This is a genomic window from Agrobacterium vaccinii, from assembly GCF_021310995.1.
Taxonomy (GTDB): domain Bacteria; phylum Pseudomonadota; class Alphaproteobacteria; order Rhizobiales; family Rhizobiaceae; genus Agrobacterium; species Agrobacterium vaccinii.
Genome location: NZ_CP054150.1, coordinates 869,102 through 891,161 on the forward strand (window position 1 = coordinate 869,102; position 22,060 = coordinate 891,161).

Annotated in this window: 23 protein-coding genes; 11 read left to right on the forward strand and 12 right to left on the reverse strand. The window is 57.6% G+C overall.

Translation table 11 applies throughout. The features are described from left to right. The first annotated feature begins 19 nt into the window (after positions 1 to 19). Positions 20 to 928 (forward strand): homocysteine S-methyltransferase family protein, encoded by a 909-nt coding sequence (locus HRR99_RS04390; RefSeq protein WP_233122918.1) that lies wholly within the window; start codon positions 20 to 22, stop codon positions 926 to 928. A gap of 189 nt (positions 929 to 1,117) precedes the next feature. Here HRR99_RS04390 and HRR99_RS04395 read toward each other — a convergent pair whose 3' ends face one another. From HRR99_RS04395 to HRR99_RS04405, 3 genes are all read right to left on the reverse strand, one after another. After that, complete coding sequence (locus HRR99_RS04395; RefSeq protein ID WP_233122919.1) at positions 1,118 to 1,570, reverse strand: GNAT family N-acetyltransferase; 453 nt, start codon at positions 1,568 to 1,570, stop codon at positions 1,118 to 1,120. A gap of 111 nt (positions 1,571 to 1,681) precedes the next feature. Next, positions 1,682 to 3,055, reverse strand: coding sequence for a magnesium transporter (mgtE, locus tag HRR99_RS04400; protein WP_233122920.1), 1,374 nt, complete (start codon positions 3,053 to 3,055; stop codon positions 1,682 to 1,684). A 290-nt stretch (positions 3,056 to 3,345) separates the two neighbouring features. Then, positions 3,346 to 4,596 (reverse strand): MFS transporter, encoded by a 1,251-nt coding sequence (locus HRR99_RS04405; RefSeq protein ID WP_233122921.1) that lies wholly within the window; start codon positions 4,594 to 4,596, stop codon positions 3,346 to 3,348. Positions 4,597 to 4,828: 232 nt separating this feature from the next. Here HRR99_RS04405 and HRR99_RS04410 point away from each other — a divergent pair, with 232 nt between their 5' ends. The 3 genes from HRR99_RS04410 (at position 4,829) to HRR99_RS04420 (ending at position 7,704) form a co-directional block, all read left to right on the forward strand. Further along, positions 4,829 to 5,740, forward strand: a complete 912-nt coding sequence (locus HRR99_RS04410) for a diacylglycerol/lipid kinase family protein (protein ID WP_233122922.1) — start codon at positions 4,829 to 4,831, stop codon at positions 5,738 to 5,740. A 117-nt stretch (positions 5,741 to 5,857) separates the two neighbouring features. Next, positions 5,858 to 7,228, forward strand: coding sequence for an aspartate aminotransferase family protein (locus HRR99_RS04415; protein WP_233122923.1), 1,371 nt, complete (start codon positions 5,858 to 5,860; stop codon positions 7,226 to 7,228). A 5-nt stretch (positions 7,229 to 7,233) separates the two neighbouring features. Beyond that, positions 7,234 to 7,704 carry an OsmC family protein gene (locus tag HRR99_RS04420; protein ID WP_233122924.1) on the forward strand — a complete coding sequence of 157 codons (471 nt, stop codon included), beginning with the start codon at positions 7,234 to 7,236 and terminating at the stop codon, positions 7,702 to 7,704. A 15-nt stretch (positions 7,705 to 7,719) separates the two neighbouring features. On the opposite strand, the gene HRR99_RS04425 is transcribed toward HRR99_RS04420, so the two are convergent. Then, a complete protein-coding gene (locus HRR99_RS04425) occupies positions 7,720 to 9,216 on the reverse strand; it encodes an ArnT family glycosyltransferase (RefSeq protein ID WP_233122925.1) in 1,497 nt (498 codons plus the stop codon). 5 nt (positions 9,217 to 9,221) lie between these two features. Further along, entirely contained in the window at positions 9,222 to 10,196 is a 975-nt protein-coding gene (locus tag HRR99_RS04430) for a glycosyltransferase family 2 protein (RefSeq protein WP_233123416.1), read from the reverse strand. 142 nt (positions 10,197 to 10,338) lie between these two features. Here HRR99_RS04430 and HRR99_RS04435 point away from each other — a divergent pair, with 142 nt between their 5' ends. Beyond that, positions 10,339 to 11,274, forward strand: a complete 936-nt coding sequence (locus tag HRR99_RS04435) for a lysylphosphatidylglycerol synthase transmembrane domain-containing protein (protein ID WP_233122926.1) — start codon at positions 10,339 to 10,341, stop codon at positions 11,272 to 11,274. Between the two features lie 46 nt (positions 11,275 to 11,320). On the opposite strand, the gene amn is transcribed toward HRR99_RS04435, so the two are convergent. Next, positions 11,321 to 12,826 carry an AMP nucleosidase gene (gene amn / locus HRR99_RS04440; RefSeq protein ID WP_233122927.1) on the reverse strand — a complete coding sequence of 502 codons (1,506 nt, stop codon included), beginning with the start codon at positions 12,824 to 12,826 and terminating at the stop codon, positions 11,321 to 11,323. Between the two features lie 120 nt (positions 12,827 to 12,946). On the opposite strand from amn, the gene HRR99_RS04445 reads away from it, so the two are divergent. Continuing rightward, positions 12,947 to 13,558 carry a LysE family translocator gene (locus HRR99_RS04445; protein WP_233122928.1) on the forward strand — a complete coding sequence of 204 codons (612 nt, stop codon included), beginning with the start codon at positions 12,947 to 12,949 and terminating at the stop codon, positions 13,556 to 13,558. A gap of 25 nt (positions 13,559 to 13,583) precedes the next feature. Here the strand turns inward: HRR99_RS04445 and HRR99_RS04450 are convergent, their stop codons facing one another. Further along, positions 13,584 to 13,754, reverse strand: a complete 171-nt coding sequence (locus tag HRR99_RS04450; protein WP_233123571.1) for a hypothetical protein — start codon at positions 13,752 to 13,754, stop codon at positions 13,584 to 13,586. 148 nt (positions 13,755 to 13,902) lie between these two features. Here HRR99_RS04450 and HRR99_RS04455 point away from each other — a divergent pair, with 148 nt between their 5' ends. Next, positions 13,903 to 14,268, forward strand: a complete 366-nt coding sequence (locus tag HRR99_RS04455) for a hypothetical protein (RefSeq protein WP_233122929.1) — start codon at positions 13,903 to 13,905, stop codon at positions 14,266 to 14,268. A 19-nt stretch (positions 14,269 to 14,287) separates the two neighbouring features. Here HRR99_RS04455 and HRR99_RS04460 read toward each other — a convergent pair whose 3' ends face one another. Further along, entirely contained in the window at positions 14,288 to 14,650 is a 363-nt protein-coding gene (locus HRR99_RS04460; RefSeq protein WP_233122930.1) for a hypothetical protein, read from the reverse strand. Between the two features lie 126 nt (positions 14,651 to 14,776). Between HRR99_RS04460 and HRR99_RS04465 the strand changes: the two genes are divergently transcribed. The 3 genes from HRR99_RS04465 to HRR99_RS04475 all read left to right on the forward strand — a co-directional run bounded on the left by HRR99_RS04465 (position 14,777) and on the right by HRR99_RS04475 (position 17,097). Continuing rightward, positions 14,777 to 16,216 (forward strand): DKNYY domain-containing protein, encoded by a 1,440-nt coding sequence (locus HRR99_RS04465; RefSeq protein WP_233122931.1) that lies wholly within the window; start codon positions 14,777 to 14,779, stop codon positions 16,214 to 16,216. Between the two features lie 165 nt (positions 16,217 to 16,381). Further along, positions 16,382 to 16,723 carry a hypothetical protein gene (locus tag HRR99_RS04470; protein WP_233122932.1) on the forward strand — a complete coding sequence of 114 codons (342 nt, stop codon included), beginning with the start codon at positions 16,382 to 16,384 and terminating at the stop codon, positions 16,721 to 16,723. A gap of 113 nt (positions 16,724 to 16,836) precedes the next feature. Further along, positions 16,837 to 17,097, forward strand: a complete 261-nt coding sequence (locus tag HRR99_RS04475; RefSeq protein ID WP_111841595.1) for a hypothetical protein — start codon at positions 16,837 to 16,839, stop codon at positions 17,095 to 17,097. Between the two features lie 56 nt (positions 17,098 to 17,153). Here HRR99_RS04475 and HRR99_RS04480 read toward each other — a convergent pair whose 3' ends face one another. Next, on the reverse strand, positions 17,154 to 18,269 hold the full coding sequence (locus HRR99_RS04480; protein WP_233122933.1) for an esterase: 1,116 nt from the start codon (positions 18,267 to 18,269) through the stop codon (positions 17,154 to 17,156). 290 nt (positions 18,270 to 18,559) lie between these two features. Here HRR99_RS04480 and HRR99_RS04485 point away from each other — a divergent pair, with 290 nt between their 5' ends. Continuing rightward, on the forward strand, positions 18,560 to 18,772 hold the full coding sequence (locus HRR99_RS04485) for a hypothetical protein (RefSeq protein WP_065698440.1): 213 nt from the start codon (positions 18,560 to 18,562) through the stop codon (positions 18,770 to 18,772). A 74-nt stretch (positions 18,773 to 18,846) separates the two neighbouring features. Here the strand turns inward: HRR99_RS04485 and HRR99_RS04490 are convergent, their stop codons facing one another. The 3 genes from HRR99_RS04490 to HRR99_RS04500 form a co-directional block, all read right to left on the reverse strand. Next, the gene (locus tag HRR99_RS04490; protein WP_233122934.1) at positions 18,847 to 20,757 is read right to left on the reverse strand and encodes a PhoX family protein; all 1,911 of its coding nucleotides are present in this window, start codon (positions 20,755 to 20,757) and stop codon (positions 18,847 to 18,849) included. 148 nt (positions 20,758 to 20,905) lie between these two features. Further along, a complete protein-coding gene (locus HRR99_RS04495; protein ID WP_233122935.1) occupies positions 20,906 to 21,187 on the reverse strand; it encodes a hypothetical protein in 282 nt (93 codons plus the stop codon). A 43-nt stretch (positions 21,188 to 21,230) separates the two neighbouring features. Next, positions 21,231 to 21,569, reverse strand: coding sequence for a DUF2147 domain-containing protein (locus tag HRR99_RS04500; protein WP_233122936.1), 339 nt, complete (start codon positions 21,567 to 21,569; stop codon positions 21,231 to 21,233). Positions 21,570 to 22,060 lie beyond the last annotated feature (491 nt).

The following is a 22,060-nucleotide window of genomic DNA, read 5'->3' on the forward strand; positions in this document are numbered from 1 at the left end:
CATACCCAAGGAGTTCCACATGGGCGATATCCGTATTCTCGACGGCGGCATGAGCCGCGAATTGCAGCGGCTGGGCGCGCAGCTGAAACAGCCGGAATGGTCGGCCCTGGCGCTGATCGACACGCCAGACATCGTGCGCCAGGTCCATGTGGAGTTTATCGAGGCCGGTGCCGATGTGGTCACCACCAATTCCTACGCGCTGGTGCCGTTTCACATTGGTGAGGAACGCTTCCGTAGCGAAGGCGCATCGCTGATTGCGCTGTCAGGCAAGCTGGCCCGCGAAGCAGCCGATGTTGCTGGCCGCAAGGTTACCATCGCCGGTGGCCTGCCACCCATCTTCGGCTCCTACGAACCGCAGAATTTCGATCCCACCCGCGTGCAGGACTACCTCAAGGTGCTCGTGGAAAACCTCGCTCCCCATGTCGATGTCTGGCTGGGCGAAACGCTGAGCCTGATTGCCGAAGGCGAGGCGGTGCGTGAGGCGGTGGCTGGGACAGGCAAACCCTTCTGGGTGTCCTTCACGCTGAATGATGATGCTGCGCAGGTAGATGGCGGCGAATCGCAGCTTCGCTCCGGCGAAACCGTGCGCGCCGCCGCCGAATGGGCCGCCGGTTCAGGCGCTGCCGCGCTGCTGTTCAATTGCAGCAAACCGGAAGTCATGAAAGCCGCCGTCGAGACCGCCGCCTCCGTCTTCAAGGACAAGGGCGTCTCCATTGACATCGGCGTCTATGCCAATGCCTTCGAAGGCGAGCAGGGCGATTCCGCCGCCAATGAAGGCCTGCACGGCACCCGCGCCGACCTCACCGACGATGCCTATTCCCGCTTCGCCTGCGAATGGGCCAATGCCGGTGCGACGATGATCGGCGGTTGCTGCGGAATTGGCGCTGCGCATATTCATACGGTTGCAGGTGCGCTTAGGGCGCGGTGAAGGCATTCCCATTCTCCGTCACCCCGCACTTGCTGCGGGGTCCAGCAAACGCGAGTCTGCGCGGCGTAGAAATTTCTTTCAGCCCAAAGACTTGGGCTGACTGGATCCCGCATCGAGTGCGGGATGACGGAGCCAGAAGCAAAGCCCCTACGAGCGGGCAATACATCAAGGCTTCACGTTCGGCGTCCGTCAAACGCTCGGAATGCTGAACACATCCACGCCTGCCACATCCTCTTCGATAAGCGTAAATCCCTGTTTCAGATAATAAGCTCGCTTGTCTGCCGTGGCACACAGGTAGCAGGTGTCGTAGCCCAGCGTCGCGACGTAAGCCCGACTGCGGGCAATCAGTAGTGCGGCGATGCCCTGTCGTCTGAACTCCGGTTCGACCCAAAGGGCTGCGATCCATGGGGCGTAGTCTGGCCGCTCATCGAGGTCGTTTTCGATGATGAGGACGGAGCCGATATAGCGGTCGTCATCATGGGCGACGAAGGCTGAGGGAATGCCGTCTTTTTCAAGCATCGGGTTGAGATGGGCGCGGTAGTCTTCGAGAGGGACACCGCTTTCGGTCCACCATGCATTCCAACCTCGGTCCGCTATCGTATCTGCAAATGTCGGATAGTGTTTAAGATTGGAGATCTGCAAAAGCCCGTCCTCTTTCTGAATCAAAGTCGCATTGTAAGGTTACAAGCTTTTGAAAAGGCAAGGCAAGAGGCCGGTCGCATGCGAGTTGCGACCGGCTTTTTTGAGATGGGCTTAAAGCAGCGTCCCGCTCAAGATCGCCAGTGCCACCGAGAAGTAGATGACGAGGCCGCTCACATCCACCAGTGTTGCCACGAAGGGAGCAGAAGCGCTGGCGGGGTCGAGGCGGAGGCGTTGCAGCAGGAAGGGCAGCATGGAGCCTGCGAGCGAGCCGAAGGTCACGATGCCGATGAGGGCGCAGAAGACGGTGAAGCCGACCAGAAGCCAGTGTTCGCCGTAATCGTAAAAACCAGCCTGCTGCCAGATGGTGAGCCGCAGGAAGCCGATGGCGCCAAGGATGGCACCGAGCGTCAGGCCTGTTGGCAGTTCACGCAGCAGCACCTTCCACCAGTCGGAGAGCTTCAGTTCGCCCAGCGCCAGCGCCCGGATGATGAGCGATGTGGCCTGCGAACCGGAGTTGCCGCCTGACGACATGATGAGCGGGATGAACAGCGTCAGCACCACGGCCTTTTCCAGCTCCCCCTCGAAATGCTGCATGGCGCTGGCCGTCAGCATTTCGCCGAGGAAGAGGGCGGACAGCCAGCCGGCGCGTTTGCGGATCATGTCCATAAAGCCCATCGTCATATAGGGCTTGCCGAGTGCTTCCATACCGCCGAACTTATGTGCGTCTTCCGTCGTATCGGCAATCATGGTGTCGATGACGTCATCCACCGTGACGATGCCGAGAATGTGGACGTGCTCATCCACGACAGGAATGGCCAGAAGGTCATGCTTGCGGATGAGGCGTGCGACATCCTCCTGCGACATCATGGGGTCGGCATAGGTGATGCCTTCCTTGGATGCGACGGTGAGGATGGATGCGGTGGGCTCGCCCGTCACGAGGCTGCGCAGGGTGACGACCTTGGTCAGCGTTCCGTCTTCGGCCAGTACATAGATGGCGTAGACGGTTTCGCGGGAACGTTCGACGATGCGGATATGCGCGAGGGTCTGCTCCACCGTCCAGCGGTCCGGCACGCTGACGAACTCCGTGGTCATCATGGAGCCAGCCGTGCGGGGCGGATAGGTCATCAGGTGCTGAATGGCGGTGGCCGTTGCACGGTCCAGCCGGGAAAAAAGCTTAGCGCGTGGCTCGTCGTCCATCTCGGCCATCACGTCTGCAACGCGGTCATCCGACATGAGGTTGACGAAGCGGGCAGCCTGTTCCAGCGGTATCAAGGCGATGATCTCGGCTGCATGATGCAGTTCTGGGCGATCCAGAACGGCAACGGCTTTTGCCTGGGGCAGTTTCAGCAAAGCATCGACAGCTTCAGGCACGTCGAGCGTGTTCAACTGATCGACGCGTTCTGCAATGGTGGTTGGGCCAATGCTACCGCTGCGCAAAATGCGGGCAGCCTTGCTGGCTCTTTCAGAGAGGTTGTGAAAGTTCATGATTGCTCACCTTCCAGTCGATCCGCCGATCACGGCGGAACGTGGTGAGCCGACAGGAGTCAGATCAGTGCACGTCTCGCCGTGTTCGGCAAAGGCAATCGACTACTACTGTCGCTAGACATCTAATGATGCTCCGTGGATATCTGCGCCAGATCGATGGCTTGACCTGCGCATGTGCTATCTGTTGCGCCCGAAAAAAGGCCGAGTCAAGCAGGGCAAATATGAAATTTTGGCAAGGTAGATATTCAGGCCTAAAGACGCGCTTTAGAGGTTTTTAAAGCGCCATGAAATCAAGCCGTTAACGCCGCCTTCTCGCGTCGTTCCAGCACCACGGCCACGGCAAATACGATGAGGCCGCCCAGCGATAGAACCGCGCCGATATATCCCGTCGACGCATAGCCGTAACCCATGGCGATGACGAGACCGCCGAGCCATGCGCCGAGTGCGTTGGCGATGTTGAAGGCGGAGTGGTTGGAGGCGGCGGCGAGCGTCTGGGCGTCGGCGGCCACATCCATCAGGCGTGTCTGGACCGCAGGGCAGGCGGCAAAGCCGCAGCCGATGAGGAAGACGCACAGGCACAGCATGTAAGGATTATGGGCGGTGAGGCTGAAAAGCGCCATGAGCAGCACATTGAGCGCCAGCATGCCGCCGATGGTGCCGTTGAGCGACCAATCCGCAAGGCGTGAGCCGACGACATTGCCCACATTCATGCCGATGCCGAACAGCGCCAGAACGAGCGAGACCGAAGACACGGGCATCATCGCAACATCGGTCGTGGTTTTGGCTATGTAGCTGAAGACGGAGAACATGCCGCCGAAACCGACCGAGGCAACGGCCAGTGTCAGCCAGACCTGCACGCGTCTGAAGGCGCCGAGTTCACGCCAGATGCTGGCACCTTCCTGCACCTTGTCGCGGGGCTGGAAAAGCCACAGCAGCACCACGGTCAACAGTGCAATGCCGCCCACCATCATGAAGGCTGCGCGCCAGGAAAACATCTGGCCAAAAAAGGTGGCAAGCGGGGTTCCGAGCAGTGTCGCGATGGTGAGGCCCAGCATGACGCGGCCCACAGCGCGGGCGCGTTTGTGAATCGGCGCCATGGACGCCGCCACCAACGCTGCCACGCCAAAATAGGCACCGTGCGGCAGGCCGGTGATGAACCGCAGTGCCGTGAAGGTGGCGAAGTCAGGCGCGATGGCGCTGAGAATATTGCCCGCCGCAAAGAGGCTCATCAATGCCAGCAGAAGCACGCGTCGTGTCATGCGGGCGGCAAGGACGGCGATGATGGGCGCGCCGATGACGACGCCAATCGCATAGGCGGCAATGACATATCCTGCCTGCGGAACGGTAACGCCGTAGGTGGTGGCGACATCCGGCAGAAGACCCATGATCGCAAATTCACCCGTGCCGATGCCAAAGCCACCGGCGGCAAGCGCCAGTTCGATCAATGTAATGGAAAGAGGGGTAAGTGCTGCTGTCGATACTGGTGCAACGGGCGTTGCAGCCGCGTCTGCGCGGATTTCGGAGTTAAGTATCTGGGTCATGATTTCTGCGGTGAAACGAGCAAAAAAAAGGGCAAGACCGAGGTCTCGGCCTGCCCTGACTGGAGTTATGTGGCCACCAAAATGACCTTATCTCCACGCATAGCACAGGCTTGTGCGTTGCGGTAGTCTCTGATTCGGCAAAATATTCGACTCACGCAAAGGTGTACGGAACGGAACGTTCGCTATTCCATTTAGGTCGCGCGCATGGGCGCAACGGGGGCTGGACAATCATATGAAGTTGGTTGCGATTTTTAACCGCGATGGCGGGACCTTCAAGACCACGGATATGGATGCATTCTGCGAACACGCACGAACGGTTTTCCAGGCTGCGGGACACGACATCGAATGCCGTCTGGTGTCCGGCAAGGACATCGTTGAGGAAATGGAACGCACTGCCGATGACAAAGGGCTGGATGGCCTGATTGCAGGCGGTGGCGACGGCACCATCTCAGCCGCTGCAGGCATTGCCTGGAAGCACGGCATTGCGCTGGGCGTGGTGCCCGCCGGAACCATGAACCTGTTTGCCCGCTCTCTGAAACTGCCGCTGGATATCTGGCAGGCGGTGGATACGCTGGCGCTGGGGCATGTCGAGAATGTCGATATTGCCAGCGCCAATGGACGGCCCTTCGTGCACCAGTTTTCCGCAGGCCTGCATGCCCGCATGGTGCGCTACCGTGACCAGATGGAATATGCTTCACGGCTGGGCAAGATCAGGGCGAATATTCGTGCAGCCATCGGTGTGGTTTTCAACCCGCCGAAGTTCGACATGGAATTTACCGTTGACGGGAAAACCCAGCACCGCCGCGCCTGCGCCATTTCCGCATCCAACAACGAATTCGGGCAAAGCCCGCTGCTGGTCGCCGACGATATCACACAGGGGAAGCTCGGGCTTTATATCGCCGAGGCGTTGACGCCCTCTGGCGTCATGGGTCTTGCCATCGATATTCTGCGCGGCAAGCTGAAGGAAAATGCGGCGGTGACGGCCATGGCCGTGACGAATGCCGATCTGCATTTTCCCAAGCGGCATGGTGAGGTGAAATGCGTGATCGACGGCGAATTGCTGCCAATGAAACGCGATGTCACGCTGAAAATCCATGCTGGCGAACTGAAAGTCATCGTTCCCAAAGACTTCACAAGCCACTGATATCATTGGCTGAGTGCCTATGCCGAAAGACCCGTTGGTTGCCTGGCAGCAGCCTTGCAAAATGCTGCCGCGCCCTCCATGCTGCGCTCCTATGAGTCAATGGGAGTGCATGCCGCGATGAATGAAAATGCCGGGACGATATCCAACCTCGCCGCCATCGACGCCGCTCACCACCTGCATCCCTTTTCCGACATGGGCAAGCTGAACGCCACGGGCACGCGCATCATCGAGCGGGCGGAAGGCGTGTTCATCTATGACAGCACCGGAAAGAAGTATCTGGACGCCTTCGCCGGTCTGTGGTGCGTCAACATCGGCTACGGCAGGCGTGAGATTTCCGATGCCGTTTTCCGGCAGATGAATGAGCTGCCCTACTACAACGCCTTCTTCGGCACGACGACGCCTCCGGCGACCCTTCTGGCGCAGAAAATAACCGCCCATGCCGGGCCGAACATGAACCACGTGTTCTTCACCAATTCCGGCTCCGAGGCCACTGACACGTGGTTTCGCATGGCGCGGGTTTACTGGAAGGCGCTGGGGCACCCGACGAAAACACACGTCATTGCAAGGCGAAATGGCTATCACGGCTCCACTGTGGCGGGCGCCTCTTTGGGCGGCATGACGTGGATGCACGAGCAGGGCAATCTACCCATCGAAGGCGTGTCGCATATCGGCCAGCCCTACTGGTATGTCGAAGGCAGTGATCTTTCGCCTGCCGAATTCGGGCTGAAAGTCGCGCGGCAACTCGAAGCGAAGATAGACGAGCTGGGCGAAGACAATGTCGCGGCCTTCGTGGCCGAACCTATTCAAGGGGCGGGCGGGGTCATCGTGCCGCCGGACACCTATTGGCCGGAAATCGCGCGGATCTGCAAGGCGCGCAACATTCTGCTGGTCTCCGACGAGGTGATCTGCGGCTTCGGGCGGCTGGGCTCATGGTTCGGTTATCAGCACTTCGGTTATGAGCCCGATCTGGCACCCATTGCGAAAGGGCTTTCATCCGGTTACCTGCCGATCGGTGGCGTTCTGGTCTCGGACCGTGTGGCCGAGGTGATGCTGACAAAGGTGGGTGATTTCAACCACGGCTTCACCTATTCCGGCCACCCCGTCTGTGCCGCCGCTGCACTTGAAAATCTCCGCATCATCGAGGACGAGGGACTGGTGGAGCGGGTGCGCGACGAGATCGGCCCCTATTTCCGACAGGGATGGGAAAGCCTGGCCGACCATGAAACGGTGGGCGAGGCGGTCAACGTCGGTCTCATCGGCGGGCTGCAACTGACGGCGGACAAGGCCACGCGCAGGCGGTACGACAAGCCGGACGATATCGGCGCTCTGGTGCGCAATCATTGCCTGGAAAACGGGCTGGTCATGCGTGCCACCGGCGACCGCATGCTGGCATCGCCTGCCTTTACCATCAGCCGGTCGGAGGTGGACCAGATCATCGAAACACTGCGCAAGGGGCTGGACCACCTTCGCGATACAATAAAGGTTTGAAAGACGTGGCAGACAACGAGCATCACTACCGGGTGAAAATCGAATGGACCGGCAATCGCGGCACCGGCACATCCGGCTACCGCGACTACGACCGCAACCATCTTATTTCAGCCGAGGGCAAGGCCGATATATCAGGCTCATCCGACCCGGCCTTCCGGGGAGACGCATCGCGCTGGAACCCGGAGGAGTTGCTGCTGGCCTCCGTGTCTGCCTGCCACAAGCTCTGGTATCTGCACTTCTGTGCCGTCTCCGGCGTGGTGGTGACGGATTACGTGGATGAGCCAGAGGGCACGATGGTGCTGGCGAAAGACGGGGCTGGGCAGTTCACCGAAGTGGTGCTGAAGCCGATCGTGACCATCTCCAAGGGCGATGCGCAGACGGCACAGGAACTGCACAACGACGCGCACGAGAAATGCTTCATTGCCAATTCGGTGAATTTTCTAATCCGCGTTGAAGCGCAGATCAGGTCGGTGTGAGTGGCGACAGGTGCTCTACCGCGCAGGTATGGTTTCCCAGGCGTAATAGAATGCATGGCGCTTGTTGCCCTTGCCGGTATAGGGCACGTTGGCATTCCGTATTTCCGTCGGCGATGGCAGGGCAGACCGCTGGGCAAGCTTCGCCAGTTCGGCGCCCGGATTTTCCGGCATGACGCCATCGTCACTGGTTCCAGCCAGCAGAACGATTGCTCCGGCGGGCCATTTCGCCGGCAGTGTTTCGATATCCTTGTTGCCGGAAAAGACCGTTGCATTGGGGAACTGCATTTTCAGATTACCGCCCACCAGACCGCCTGAGGCGATGACATAACGCGGCTCCGGTTGGCCATCCTTGCGCACCGCTTCGCCGAATTTGTCATAGGGAATGTGAACCAGCGAATAGCGCTCGAAATAGGGGGCGATCAATCCACGCGACAGCAGGACGATGACGAAGCCGACGGACAAGGTGGCCGTGATCGCCAGCATCGATGGCAGTTTGCGTTCCGCAAGGATGCCTGCGGCCTGAACCTTGAGAGCAAGGTAAAGTGGCCACAGCAACAGATAGACCGTGACCCACTTCTGGCGCACCTGCGTGGCACCCAAACCCCAGATGATAAACATGACACAGATGAATGAAATCAGGATGATACGGCCAACGATTCGCGTGGATTGATCGTTGGCGCGGATGATGGCCTTGAGGTCCTTGAAGAACAGTAGGGCGTAGATGACGGTGGTCAGCGCCATGCCTTTCACGAAGGCGAACAGGAGTTCGAGGGAGCCTTCGAGCGCATGAAAGACCACGTCGTCATCGCCTTCCCGCATCTCGGTCGTGGTCTGGCTGACGGCCAGATTGAGGTGATCCCGCACCCACATAATATGTGGGGTCGCGATGACCAGTGCAGCGGCGATGGTCAGCAGCATGCGCCAGTCGAGCAGACGCGCGCGCATGTCCTTTTCGAGTGCGATCGCGATCAAGGCAGCAACGGGGAGAACGACGAAATTGTATTTCGACAATGCGCCGAGACCGATGGCAGCACCGGTCAGGATGTAGCCCCAAGCCGTGGGTTTCTGCAACGTGCTGAACAAGGCATAGATGAACAGGGCCACTGCAAAAAGCGCCAGCACCGTGTGCGAAAGATCACGCTGCACCATGACGAAAACGGTCGGCAGCGTGATAACGCCTAGCGTGGCTATGTTCACCAGCGCTTTTTCGCGGATGAGCAGGCGCGCGGCCAACCAGACGTAGAGACAACAGAGAAACATCAGGCCGTTTTTCAACAGGCTCAAGGCCGCGACGGACGCGCCGAGAATGCTGTTGGCGCCATATTGCAGCCATGTGTAGATGGGCGGTTGTGAACCATAGCCAAACAGCAGAAACTGCGAAAATAGTGCCTGTTGCGTCTCGTCTACTTCGAGAGCTGGCGAGCGGATAAGCCGGGCCGCGACCGCAAGCAGGAAATATCCCGCAATCAGCACCAGAACCACATCGGCATTGCGGGAAAGTGCTTTGCGCATGGGGCTCAGGACTCGGTTGCGGTGAAGGTCTTGGCGACGATGTAATTCGGGGTCCGCTCATCGCGGTAATAGAGCCGGGCGATCATTTCGGCGAGGATGCCGGTGGTAATCATCTGCACCGACGACAAAAGCAATACGACACCCACCATCAGCATCGGACGTGTGCCGATATCGTTGCCGAAGATGAACTTGTCTACGCAAAGATAAAACAGGATGACGGTGGCGAGTGCGCCGAGACCGAGGCCGAGCGAGCCGAAGAAATGCCCCGGACGCGCCTTGTAGCGCATGAAGAACATGACCGACAGCAGGTCGAGAATGACACGGAATGTGCGCGAAATGCCGTATTTCGATGCGCCGAACTGTCGGGCATGGTGGGTTACCGGCATTTCCCCGATGCGCGTGCTGGGCACCACGCCGGCCACCCAGGCCGGAATGAAGCGGTGCATTTCACCCATCAGCTTCACCTGTTTGATGACGGATGAGCGGTATATCTTGAGGCTGCAACCATAGTCGTGCAGGCGCACGCCGGTAATCCTGCCGATCAGCCGGTTGGCGATCCAGGAGGGGACCTTGCGCAGAAACAGCCCGTCCTGCCGGTTTTTGCGCCAGCCCACCAGAAGGTCCAGTTCCCGGCGCTCGAGCTCCGCGACCAGCATGGGTATGTCCTTGGGGTCATTCTGCAAGTCGCCATCGAGCGTTGCGATGAGGCGCCCGCGAGCATTGTCGATGCCCGCCTGCATGGCAGCGGTCTGGCCGAAATTGCGCTGCAATGCGACGATCTTCAGCGACAGACCGTCCTGCGAGAGATAGGGCCGCGCATTGGCAATGGTCGCATCCGTGCTGCCATCATCGACCAGAATGAGTTCCCAGCCAGCAGCATAGGAGGACATGGCCTCCACCACACGCTCGATCAGCGGGCCAACGCTTTCCTGCTCATTGAAAATCGGCACGACAAGCGATAGTTCCGGTGTATCTTTCATCAGAAACTCGTCGCGAAACGCAGTCGTTGTTGGCACCGAGGCTCTCTCCAGTTAAGGCATGGGACATATACTCTCAGCCGGATAGGACGCCCCAGGGTTTTTGTCCAGATAAGGCCGTAGTTTGACAGGGAATCCGGGCACTATGAAACCAACGGCGTGGCTTAGCCGCAACGCGATGACGCTTTTCACCGTGCTGGTGATTGCCGCCTATGCGGGCTTCATACAGTGGATGTGGGGCTGGCGCAGCATTTTCGACCTCTGGCGCACCGCCGGGTGGGGCGAAATCGTGCTGGCTCTTGCACTACTGGTCTCCACCTATGTGCTGCGCACCTGGCGCATTTACGATTACTTTCCGCGCGAAACCAATGGGCGTTTTGCAGCCCTTTTCAGGGTCGTGCAGATCCACAATTTGCTCAACATTATGTTGCCCTTTCGCAGTGGTGAGACCAGTTTTCCGCTGTTGATGCGCAAGGAATTCGACGTGGGGCTGTTGCGCGGCACATCTGCGCTGTTCGTCATGCGCCTGTTCGATCTCCACGCCCTGCTTGCCGCTGCGGGCGTAGGACTGGCGCTGGAAAAAGGTGGCGTGTTGATATGGCTGGGCTGGAGCGCGTTCTTGCTGCTACCCGCGTTCGGCTTTGGTGTTCGCGCGGTGCTGTTCAAGCTGGTCGGGCGCATTCCTTCGCCGAAGCTCATCAAGCTGATGGCCGAGGTGCAGGCGGGCTTGCCTGCTGACAACATTGCCTTCCTGCGCGCCTGGGGCGTGACGCTGATCAACTGGTTCGTCAAAATCGCCGTGCTGGCATGGGTGCTGATGCTGATGGGAAACATCGCTTTGCCACCGGGCTTTGGCGGTGCACTCGGCGGTGAGCTGTCCTCGGTTTTACCCATCCACGCACCGGGCGGGGTAGGGACCTATCCTGCTGGAATCATTGCCGGTGCCATCGGCTTTGGCGCAGCATCCGGTGAAGCCGCGCTATCCATCCTCGGACAGGCCGCCGTCAACGTCCACCTGTTGGTTATCATCTCATCGCTGATCGGCACGACGCTGGCGCTGTTCGTGCCGAAGAAGAGGTAGGGTTGCGGCCCGGTTCGAACGATTTTCTGATCGTCCTGCCGCGATTTTACTGAAACGCCGTCTCGTAAAAGCTTCTCAACTTGCGCGAATGCAGCGTTTCCTTCTGCATGGCGGCGAGCTTTTGTACTGCGCGGATGCCGATCTGCAAGTGTTGCGCGACCTGGGTGCGGTAGAACTCCGTGGCCATGCCGGGCAGTTTCAATTCGCCGTGCAGGGGCTTGTCGGAAACGCAGAGCAGGGTGCCGTAGGGCACGCGGAAGCGGAAGCCGTTGGCGGCGATGGTGGCGGATTCCATGTCTAGCGCGATGGCGCGTGATTGCGACAGGCGTTTGACCGGGCCTGCCTGATCGCGAAGTTCCCAGTTGCGGTTATCGATGGTGGCGACGGTGCCGGTGCGCATGATGCGTTTCAGCTCGAAGCCTTCGTAACCGGTCACCTCGGCAACCGCGCCCTCCAGCGCCATTTGCACTTCGGCAAGCGCGGGGATGGGCACCCAGACTGGCAGGTCATCATCCAGAACATGGTCTTCACGCACATAGGCGTGCGCCAGAACATAGTCGCCCAGACGCTGACTGTTGCGAAGACCTGCGCAGTGGCCAACCATCAGCCATGCGTGTGGACGAAGCACCGCGACGTGGTCGGTGATCGTCTTGGCATTGGAGGGGCCGACGCCGATATTGACGAGCGTGATGCCCGCATGGCCCTTTTTCTTGAGGTGGTAGGCGGGCATTTGCGGCAGGCGACCGAGCGTTATATCGGTGATCGGGCGGTCTGAACCGGCCTGCGTGACGATGTTGCCCGGCTCCACGAATTCCGTATAGCCTTCGCCGCCATCCGCCATCATCTTGCGCGCCCAGGCCGAGAATTCATCGATGTAGAACTGGTAGTTGGTGAACAGTACGAAGTTCTGGAAGTGGTTGGCGCTGGTGGCCGTGTAGTGGCTGAGGCGGGCCAGTGAGTAATCGATGCGCTGCGCTGTAAACGGCGCCAGCGGCGCGGGCTCGCCCGGCACCTGATCATATTCGCCATTGGCGATCAGATCATCGGTGTTGTTGAGATCGGGCGTATCGAACAGGTCGCGCAGCGGCACATCCGACAGGGAAGAGGCCGCTGCCGCTTCCACATAGGCACCTTCGCCAAAGGCAAAATGCAGCGGAATGGGCGTGGCGGATTCGGCGACCGTGACATGCACGCCGTGGTTCTTGATGAGAAGGCCCAACTGCTCCTTCAGGTAATGCCGGAAAAGCTGTGGCCGCGTGATCGTCGTTGTGTATACGCCGGGCGAGGTGACGTGGCCATAGGACAGGCGCGAATCGACATGACCGAAGGTCGATGTCTCGATGCTGACCTGGGGATAACACGCCCGGTAGCGGCCCTCGATCGGCGCGCCCTGCGCCAGATCGGTGAACGATTTGATGAGGAAATTCGTGTTGCGCTCATAAAGCGCCGTCAACGCATCCACGGCTTCTTTCGGATCAGTGAAAGTCTGCGGCGCGAAAGGCTCCGGCGTGATGAAGGCGAGGGGCGGAATCGTGTGCTTTGCTATTGTCATGGCCTATTATAGAGAGCCAATTTCGACAGGCAAGCGACAGAAATATGAGCGTTTGAAAAATTACGCGCTACAACCGTTGGTGACGCTTGCTTTCAAGGGCGCAATGGATAACGTCTTCCCATGACTCTCATGGCGCTCTTGATTTTCGCCGGAGCTCTGATTGCGGATAGCATCAGCCCCGGGCCAACCGTTGCAGCACTGGTTGCGCGCGTGCTGTCGCGTGGGGTTCGCGATGTCTTGCCGTTTCTGATCGCAATCTGGATTGGTGAAGCGATCTGGCTCAGCGTTGCTCTCGCAGGATTGGCAGCGCTGGCATCGACCTTCTACGTGGTTTTTGAAATCATCAAATGGTTGGGCGTCGTCTACCTGTTCTATCTGGCCTGGACGCTTTTCACGCAAAAGCCCGATGTTGCGCAGGGCGAACTGCCCGTCAAAGGAAGCGGCCTGAAGGCCTTCTTTTCAGGCCTTTCGGTGTCTATCGGCAACCCAAAGAACATGCTGTTTTATCTGACATTAATGCCATCGCTGATCGACATCCAGGGTGTGACGGCCATGGGCTGGGCGCAACTTCTGGCAACCTTGGTCGTAACACTGATCGCAGTCGATCTTTCCTGGGTGTTTCTTGCGTCAAAGGCTCGCAGGTTTCTGCAAAACAGCCGTGCGATCCGCCGCATCAATCAAATCAGCGGCGCTGCGATGGCGCTTGCTGCTGCAGCCATCGCTACGCGTTGAGCGGGCAAACCTGTCAGTCAATCGCCTAAATCGTCATGTGGCAGTTTGTGGAAAGATTTTGCTGGCAGGCGATCGATGCGCCGACATTGACCCGCTGAAAGCTGCGGTTGGGATTGACCACCAGCGCCGCAAACGACATCGCGAAAATTGCCATCAACAAAACGATGATGCTGAACCGACGTACCAAGATTGCCATGCCCATTTCCCCTTTGTGTGTAACCGTGTCCCTTACTGTTGACACGACATTGCCACGTTTGGACTGAACCGATGCTGAGAGCCGGGTTCATGTGGGGTTCAGGGAACAGAGTACGATTGGTGGCGTCCAACGGGAGATGGAAACGGTAATGGCGGACGAAACATGGGCGTCGTTCAGTCTGTACAGATGGCCGTTCAATCCCGCTTATGCGGAGGTCTTCGACCTCGTATTCAAGCTTTCTTACACGACGGATGGACAGAATACCCCTCGTCTGGAGGTGTTTGTCGACAGCGATTTGGCCAAGGAGAAGGATTGGAGAATCTATGGCGCTCCGGGCGACGAATCGGATGATGTGGCGGAAATCCATTTTTTGGCGGCCGGGGAGCGAAAGCCGCTCATCCTGATGTCGCGGTTCTATATGGTGGAATTCGCCGAGCTGCGCTTTGAATATCGTCCAATCGCTAGCGAAACCTTCGTGCCGGTTTATTACTTCAAGGCGGCGATCATCGGGTGAAGTCGATGCCTGTCTTGCCTCATGCTTTGTTGTTTCGGCCAGCAAAAGCGGCTTTCAGCAACGCAAGAGCGAGAAAAACCAGTGCGGCCAAGGGTAGCAGAGCTATAAGTACGAAGAGCAAGAGTATCGTTAGAATGCCTTCTCCACCATCTGCAATGGCAACCCAGACCCTTAGGACTTTCAGCATTGCTGGCCCGCACGCGATAATAAGCAGGACGTAGGCGCCGAGCACAAATAAAGCGTTTCCCCCAAATCCCATCACATAAATGGCCGTCGCAACAGCAATGGCAAGGCCTGCTGCGATGCGCAGCGCCTGCAGGAGATGGCCCCGCCGCTTTTGATGAGGTCCATGAACATCTGGCGGGCAGGTTGATTCCTCCATTCACAACTCTTCTTTCTTGTTTCTTGTGTTCGTTAGTAATGGCTTCGGCTTACTAAAGATTGCAGTATACTGAGTTTTGGTTGTGATAAAGTTTCGAAAGTTTCTATCAAACGTGGAGGAAGAGTGATGAGTGGCGCATTCACTGTTCGAGACAAAAAAGTTTTTCTCGTCGATGGCAGCGACGAACCGGTGGAGGTGAAGGGTGGCATTTCCCCGCAGGATTTCGCGGTGGTAAGCCAGTCTCCTGATCGGTATCTCTGGAGCGGATATCTGCGGGATAAAAAGGGTATCTGGTGGTATCATCAGCGCAACAAAAAGGCGAAGTTCGTCACGAGCGACGCCGATGGATTTCGTGTGGTGAATGATGACTACGGGTTGGACGGCGCCCAAGTCTATCTTGAAGATCGGGTCATTCCCGGTGCTGATCCGCGCAGTTTTTCACTCATGGAAAACACTAACTATTTCGCCAAGGATAAGCATCGCCTGTACGTCAAAACCGGCTCCCGTTTTTTCCACGTCGATAAACTCGATCCGGCCACTCTGGTGGCAAACGGACCCTACGTCGGGGACAAGCACGATCTCTACTATCTGTTCGATTCCTTGACGCTGAGTAACAGTTCGAAGCTCAATGAGACCGTGCGGTATTCGCTCTGCAAAGAGCACCATATGTTGTTGAAGGACTGGTTTGCCAAACACTACCCCGACATCGTCGGCTGGTGGCATCCCACTTATCGGTTCAATGCAGATGGCGCAGAACAGATCGCGGGTGATTGGTACAGGACCTCGAACGCCGTGTTCTTCAAAGAGACACTGACGACGATGCGGACGTCCCAAGAGGTCTTCAATCTTGTGCGCGGCGCAGATCCGGCCAGTTTCGAGCCGCTGGATGACTTTCATGCGCGCGACGCGGAAAACGTGTTTTGCCGATCAAGGCGGATTGACGGTGTTGATCGAGAGACTTTCCTGCCGATCGAGGGCCTTTTCGGGAAAGATAAGGCGGGCGTTTATTTCAACGGCTATCCTGTCGAGCATGCCGACCCGGCGAAGTTTCAAGTTCTCCGGTCAGTGGTTCCGCTGGCGAAAGACAATAAGCGGGTTTACGTGGCCGCCCATGCGCGCACGGCCTGGCCGTTCGGGTGCCCGGACGACATTCTCGTCACGCTGGATGAGGCCGATGCCGACAGTTTTCGGACATTCGGCGAGCGTGGGGTGTGGGCCGCGGACGCTGCCCGTGTCTATCTGCGCGGCGAGCATCAGAAGAAGCTGGATGATGGCAGCTTCCGGTTTCTCTGCGAAACTAAGACCAACTGCTGGGCGGCGGATGACAAGGGGCTCTACCGCTCCAACGGGACGCTCATTGTTGCGGGCATAGATGGTCGCCACTTCGTCAAACTCAACGATTTCTGGGGAAGCGATGGCAAGGCCGTTTTCTCTTTCGTGACCGGAGCCATACAAAAGGCAATGGACGCCGAAAGTTTTGTCGTAACGGATGAGAGCGGCGGGGGCAGGGATGCTGCTTTCAGCTATCGGGTCGATAATGGGAGTATTCGAAAAACCAAACGTTGAATGACTCGTTTTGCGACGTCGAACCAACAAGTACTGTGATGTTAGGGATTTTCACGATGAGGCACAAAGCAGGTTTCAATTGTCACTTTTCACTACACGTGCTGCCGTTTATCAATCTGCCAGCCATGGTTTTATGTTCTGGTAAACGATGATGTGAAAGGAGACATGATGATCTGGAGCGGACAAGGTTATCTCGTCGCAGCTATTGTGTTTGGCGTGTCATTACTCATGAACATGGTTGTCGATGGAATTTATGGTGAGGGGGCATATTCCACTCAACCGATATGGTTTCCGTTAGCTCTGTTGGTCGCTGCGCCGTTCATTTGGGTCCTTGGAACAGCCCTTCAAAAGAATGGTGATCGCGTCGTCATCGACAAGGAAACCGGTGAAGAGCTGACGATCAACCGATCGAGCCACATGTTTATGTTTGTACCGATGAAATACTGGGCCTTTATCGCCACGGCGGTAGCTGGAGTTCTCTTCATCAAAACCGCACTTGCCCTTTGATGTTTTCGGGAAATATTTTCAAGATCATGAAAAGATCGTCGATTTCGACAGCGCAGCTACCTTGCTTTTCAAGCTGCCTTTCTTCGGCCAAAACACTCCCCCTATAAGCAGGTATGGAAATCCTTGAGACCTATATTCCCGAAGACGTCTATTCGCTGTTGGTAATGGGCGTTGTTGTGGTCGTTGCGATCTGGCTGGTGCTGTTTGTCGTGCGCAAGCTGATCGGCATTGCCTTGCTGGCGGCTATCATTATCGGGGGGCTGATGGTTTGGCACAATCCCGTTCTGCTGCGGAATGCGCAGGATACTGCCGTGCGTTACTACGACCAGTGGCGTTATGGCGCGACGGTCCATGAGGAACAGCGGCGCTGGTAACACTTTTAATTGGCCGCCTTGCCCCAGTGAGACAAGGCGGCAAATTGTGTTAGCCTCTACTTCTTGAACACCTTCTGCAAATACGCCTCGAACGATGGACGCCAGACATCCATCTCGTGGCCGAGGTCTTTGTAATCCGTGTAGTCGTGGACGATCTTCTTTTCGTCCAGCGTGGCTTTGAGGCCTGCGATGTCCTTGCCGGTGACGACGTCTTTTGTGCCGACGGTAACGGTGAGGTTGCGCAAGGCTTTGTTGATCTTGTCGGGCTCGTTCAGGGCTGTGTCCACCGCCTTGTTTGGCACCGTTGTGGTGGTGACGCCGCTGAAGGTGGCGACCCAGCCGAAGGTGCCCAAGTGTGTGAGGCCGGAGACGAGGGACTGGTAGCCGCCCTGTGAGAGGCCGACAACGGCGCTGCCATCGGCATCGTCACGTACCTTATAGTGCTGCTTCATGTAGGGGATGAGGTCTTCCACGAGTTCGCGATCGATGGCATCGGCATTGATGGGATAGAAGTTCTTGCGACGGTCGGCGCCGGGGAAGTTTTCCGCGATGGCTTCTGGAATGTCGGCTTCCGTATCGGGAATGACCACGATCATCGGCTCGATTTTCTTCTCGGCCAGGAGATTGTCGAGGATTTGCGGGGCGCGGCCCTGGGTGACCCAGGAGGCAACCGTGTCGCCAAAGCCGTGGTAGAGATACATCACCGGCAGAGGTTCGGACGCATCCGTGTAGCCCGGCGGCGTGTAGACATAGGTTGCGCGCTGGGATTTCAAGGCTTTGGACGGAATGGTGACGAGGCGAAGTTCGCCATGCGGCACATCGCGCACATCGAGGATGCTGCCGGGGACCAGAATGAGGCTGGTGTTCACCTGCCGCTGCGGCTTGGGATAATTGGTGCCGGTATCGATGCTGCGGAAGCCGTCTATGTTGAAATAATATTCATAGAGATTGGGCTTCAGCACATCACTCTTGGCGCTCCAGACGCCGTTGTCTGCTCGCTTCATTTCCAGCGGCGCATTGCTGCCGAGAGTGACGGATACTGCCTTGGCCGCAGGCGCGAAGAGGCGGAATGTGATCGATCCGTTCTTTTCGACTGCGGTGACGAATTCGTTCAACGGTCGGTCTGCCGGTGGCGAGGCGGGCGGTTCGGCAGCAAAAGCGGGTGCGGTCATGATGCAACTGGCCAAAAGGATACAAGGCAAAAGCATGCGCATGAAAATATGTCCTCCAAATTACGTTACCCCCGGCCCGAAACTGACAGATGCACCCTGCCTTTTCAACTGCGCACTGGCGGGGTGAGCATAAAGATCAGGTTGCTTGCTGAAACCGGCTTTCCCGGCTAGGACCGGGCCTGGCCCGTGCAAGGGCGGCTCTCATGCAGATCGTGCGAAAGAGCTGTGGCGCGGGTCGACATTCATGTGACGCGTAAGGACATACTGTGAAAATTATAAGAGTGCTGACGATGGTTGTGATCTTCGCCGTCGTGATCTTCGGTTACCGTTGGTACAGCTACGTCACCAACACCGAGAGCCCATACGACGAAGTGGGCATCGAGCTGAACAGCCGCATGCCAGCGCCAATCAGAAAATGGGGTTGCGACAAGCTGCACCAGACCTTCGGCAACGCTGTGCCGCCGCTTGGCTGCAGTGCTGGTGGCAGCAACGACTGGATTTGACAGGTTTTTAAAGGCCTGAAGCAGAATCAAAAAAGGCGCCGCGTGAACGGCGCCTTTTTTATTGGTGTCCGTGATCAGCCGATCATGGCGTTGTCATCACGCTTGACGGCGATGAGAGCCGAGCGGGGCAGCTTGCCTTCGCCATCCGGGAAGGGGGCATCGGGGTGCTGAATGCCGACGAAGTGGGTGCGCTTATCGGCAGACCATGTCTGGCCGGTGACTTCCGCGCCCTTCGGTGCCGTTAGGAAGCGCTGGATGCGACCGGTGACGGGGTCGCCTGCCAGCATCTGGTTGTTGCCCTGTCCGGCATACTGACCGTCATTGCTGTCTTCGCCATCCGTCTGGATCCAGAGCAGGCCGGTCGAATCGAACATCATGCCATCTGGCGAATTGAACATGTTGCCGGAGTTGATGTTCGAGGAACCTGCATAGGCATCCTTGTGAACGTCAGGATTGCCGGCCATGCAGAACAGGTCCCACTTGAACTTGCCATCGGCATGGTCGTCATTCTCAGGATACCAGCGCACGATCTGGCCGTATTCGTTCTTTTCGCGCGGGTTTGCGGCGTTGAGAGCCATGGCATCGCCGCCACCATTGGCGCGTAGCTTGCCGTCTTTCGTCACGCCGCGATTGGTATTGTTGGTCAGCGCGCAATAGGCTTCGATGGCGACGGGGTTGATGGCAACCCATTCCGGGCGGTCCATGGTGGTGGCACCAACCTTTGAGGCGGCCTGGCGGGTGAAGACGCAAATCTCGTCCATCTTCATGCCGGTGGATTCAGGCGTCAGCGCCACCCACTCGCCATTGCCGTCATCGCTGAACTTGGCGACGTAGAGCGTGCCTTCGTCCAAGAGCTTGGACGTATCGCCACCCGGCACATAGATGCCGTTGGAGACGAACTTGTAGAGGAACTCGCCACGCTCGTCGTCGCCCATATAAACGACGACGCGACCATCGCGCGCGATGACGACGGCGGCGTTTTCATGCTTGATGCGGCCAAGGGCCGTGCGCTTGATGGGCGTGGAGGATGCGTTGGACGGATCGATTTCGACGACGTAACCGGCGCGACGCGGCTCGTTGGGGTGCTTGGACACGTCGAAACGCTCGTCAAACAGCTCATAGCCGTAACGGGTCTCGGCCGCGATGCCGTAACGCTTGTAATCATCCGGCATCTTGAAGGCGGCGTCGGTGGAGCCGAAATAGCCGTTGAAGTTTTCTTCGCAGGTCAGGTAGGTGCCCCACGGCGTGCGGCCCGCGCCGCAATTGTTGAAGGTGCCAAGACAGTCGATGCCGTTGGGATCGGTCTTGGTCTTGACCAGTTCGGAGCCTGCGGCGGGGCCGGACAGCGTCATCGGCGTGTTGTGGTGAATGCGGCGGTTGAACGGGCTACCGACCACGATGTCCCAGCCATCCTTGCCTTCCGCCACTTCCATGACGGTCACGCCCTGCATGTGCTGGAGGATTTTGACCTCGTCCAGATTGGCAGGCATGCCCTTTTCGCGGTGGGGCAAGTTGGTTTCGTTGTTCACATATTCATGGTTGACGGCAATCAACTGATGACTGCCGACCACGAACAGCTCCATGCCATCGGTGTTTTCGCCGAAAACCTTGTCCGAGTTCTCAATGGTTACACCCTTGACCGGGTCGATATCCGACACGTTGGGAAACAGCGGCTGGCCCCATTTGGCAACCGGCTTCCAGCTATAGCCTTCGGGCACGTGGATGGTGTTGTCGGTGGTGGCAGCAATTGGCTTGAATGGAAAGCGCGATGCGGCTTCCTGCGCCTGTGCCGATGTGGAGGAGGCGAGGTTGCCAAACGTGCCCAGTGCGGCAGCAGCAGAACCGAAGGCCAGAACGCCGCTAAGGAAGCCACGACGCGAAATCGCCGATTCCACCACGCGATCAAAATCAGTCACTGCTGGTGGCGGGTTCTGAAGTTCGTCCCACTCGTCCCAGCTCAGCTTGCTCGTGTCGATCTTTGTCATAGCGCTCTCCATCCGCTCGTTGTTTGGAATAGTTCCAGAGAAGGCAACTAAAGAGGGTTTATTACAGCGATATGACGGAGGGAATTTGGCAAATATACCCTAAGGTTGCGAGCCGCGCCATTGTCGTCCACTCGTGTGGGATTTGGATTTAGACCAAAGACCAGATCATGAAACCTAATAGGACAATCATGTTAAGAACGTAGAGCGGGCGAAACAGATAGAAGCGCTGCCAGTTGGTTAGGTCGAGGTTGTAAACGGTAATCTTCTCATCGATCTTCAGCCGATCCAAATTGCTGTCGACTGAAAAATCCCAGCCATTCCCTTTGTAGAAATAATACTCTCGTATCTGCGTCGCCACTTGATGCACAATAAGCAATGAGAGTGCGGCGATGGCCGCACTTATGATGAGAATTTCGAAAAGTAACATCATGGAGAAAGATGGGCGGTTCTAGGCCGCCCAGTCCTCGTTCTGATTAGAGCCGTGTCCATGTCTGGGATTTGCACAGCACTTTCAGCACGCAGCCCTTCATGCTGAGCGAGCTGCCCGAAACGGTGCCGGTACCGGCATAGGTCTTGTCATTGGCGGGGTCGGTGATTTCGCCGGAATAGCTGTTGCCCTTACCGCTCATCTTGCCGATCTGCTTTCCGGCATGCTTGCCGGTCTTCAAGGTCACGCAATAGGCAGAGCCGCACTGGGTGATCGCTGCGGTTTCGCCGCTGGCCGTCTTCCAGTTGCCCTCGATGGCTTCTGCAGCAAAGGCGCCGCTGCCCATCAAAAATGCGGCGGCGGCAAATATCGTCATTCTCTTCATAGGGACCTCCCAATCCAGCTTTGGCTGAACCTTGCACAGTTCCAAGGCTCGCTCTCGCATCTCCTCATGCGAATACGCAGATTTATAGTTTACGTGGACGTAAAAGGAAATACGGGCGGCAGCGAAATTCGGCGATTTTCAGCTCTTTGCGCCGTTGAAAATCATCCATCCAAAAATGCTGAGTTGAGACGTGGTTACGAAAGGGTTGAATTCCATCCGTAAACTTTTCGTAAAATTGTCTCCAAAGTCCTTAATTTCCGGGGCTTGTGATATTTAACAAAAACCCAACTTTACCAATCGTTTGGACTTTGTTTGTCCCCTATTAATCATGGATTTTAAGCGCCCGTTGAAGCCCGTTTGGCATAGTGGGGACATCGAAAGAGCAGAGCAAATCTGCCGACGGACAAGGCCAAAACAAGCCGCAGAAGACGGTAAGGCCCTATCCGCCAAAGCTCCCGCAGAGGGGCGACGACAGAGAGAAAAAACGGGCA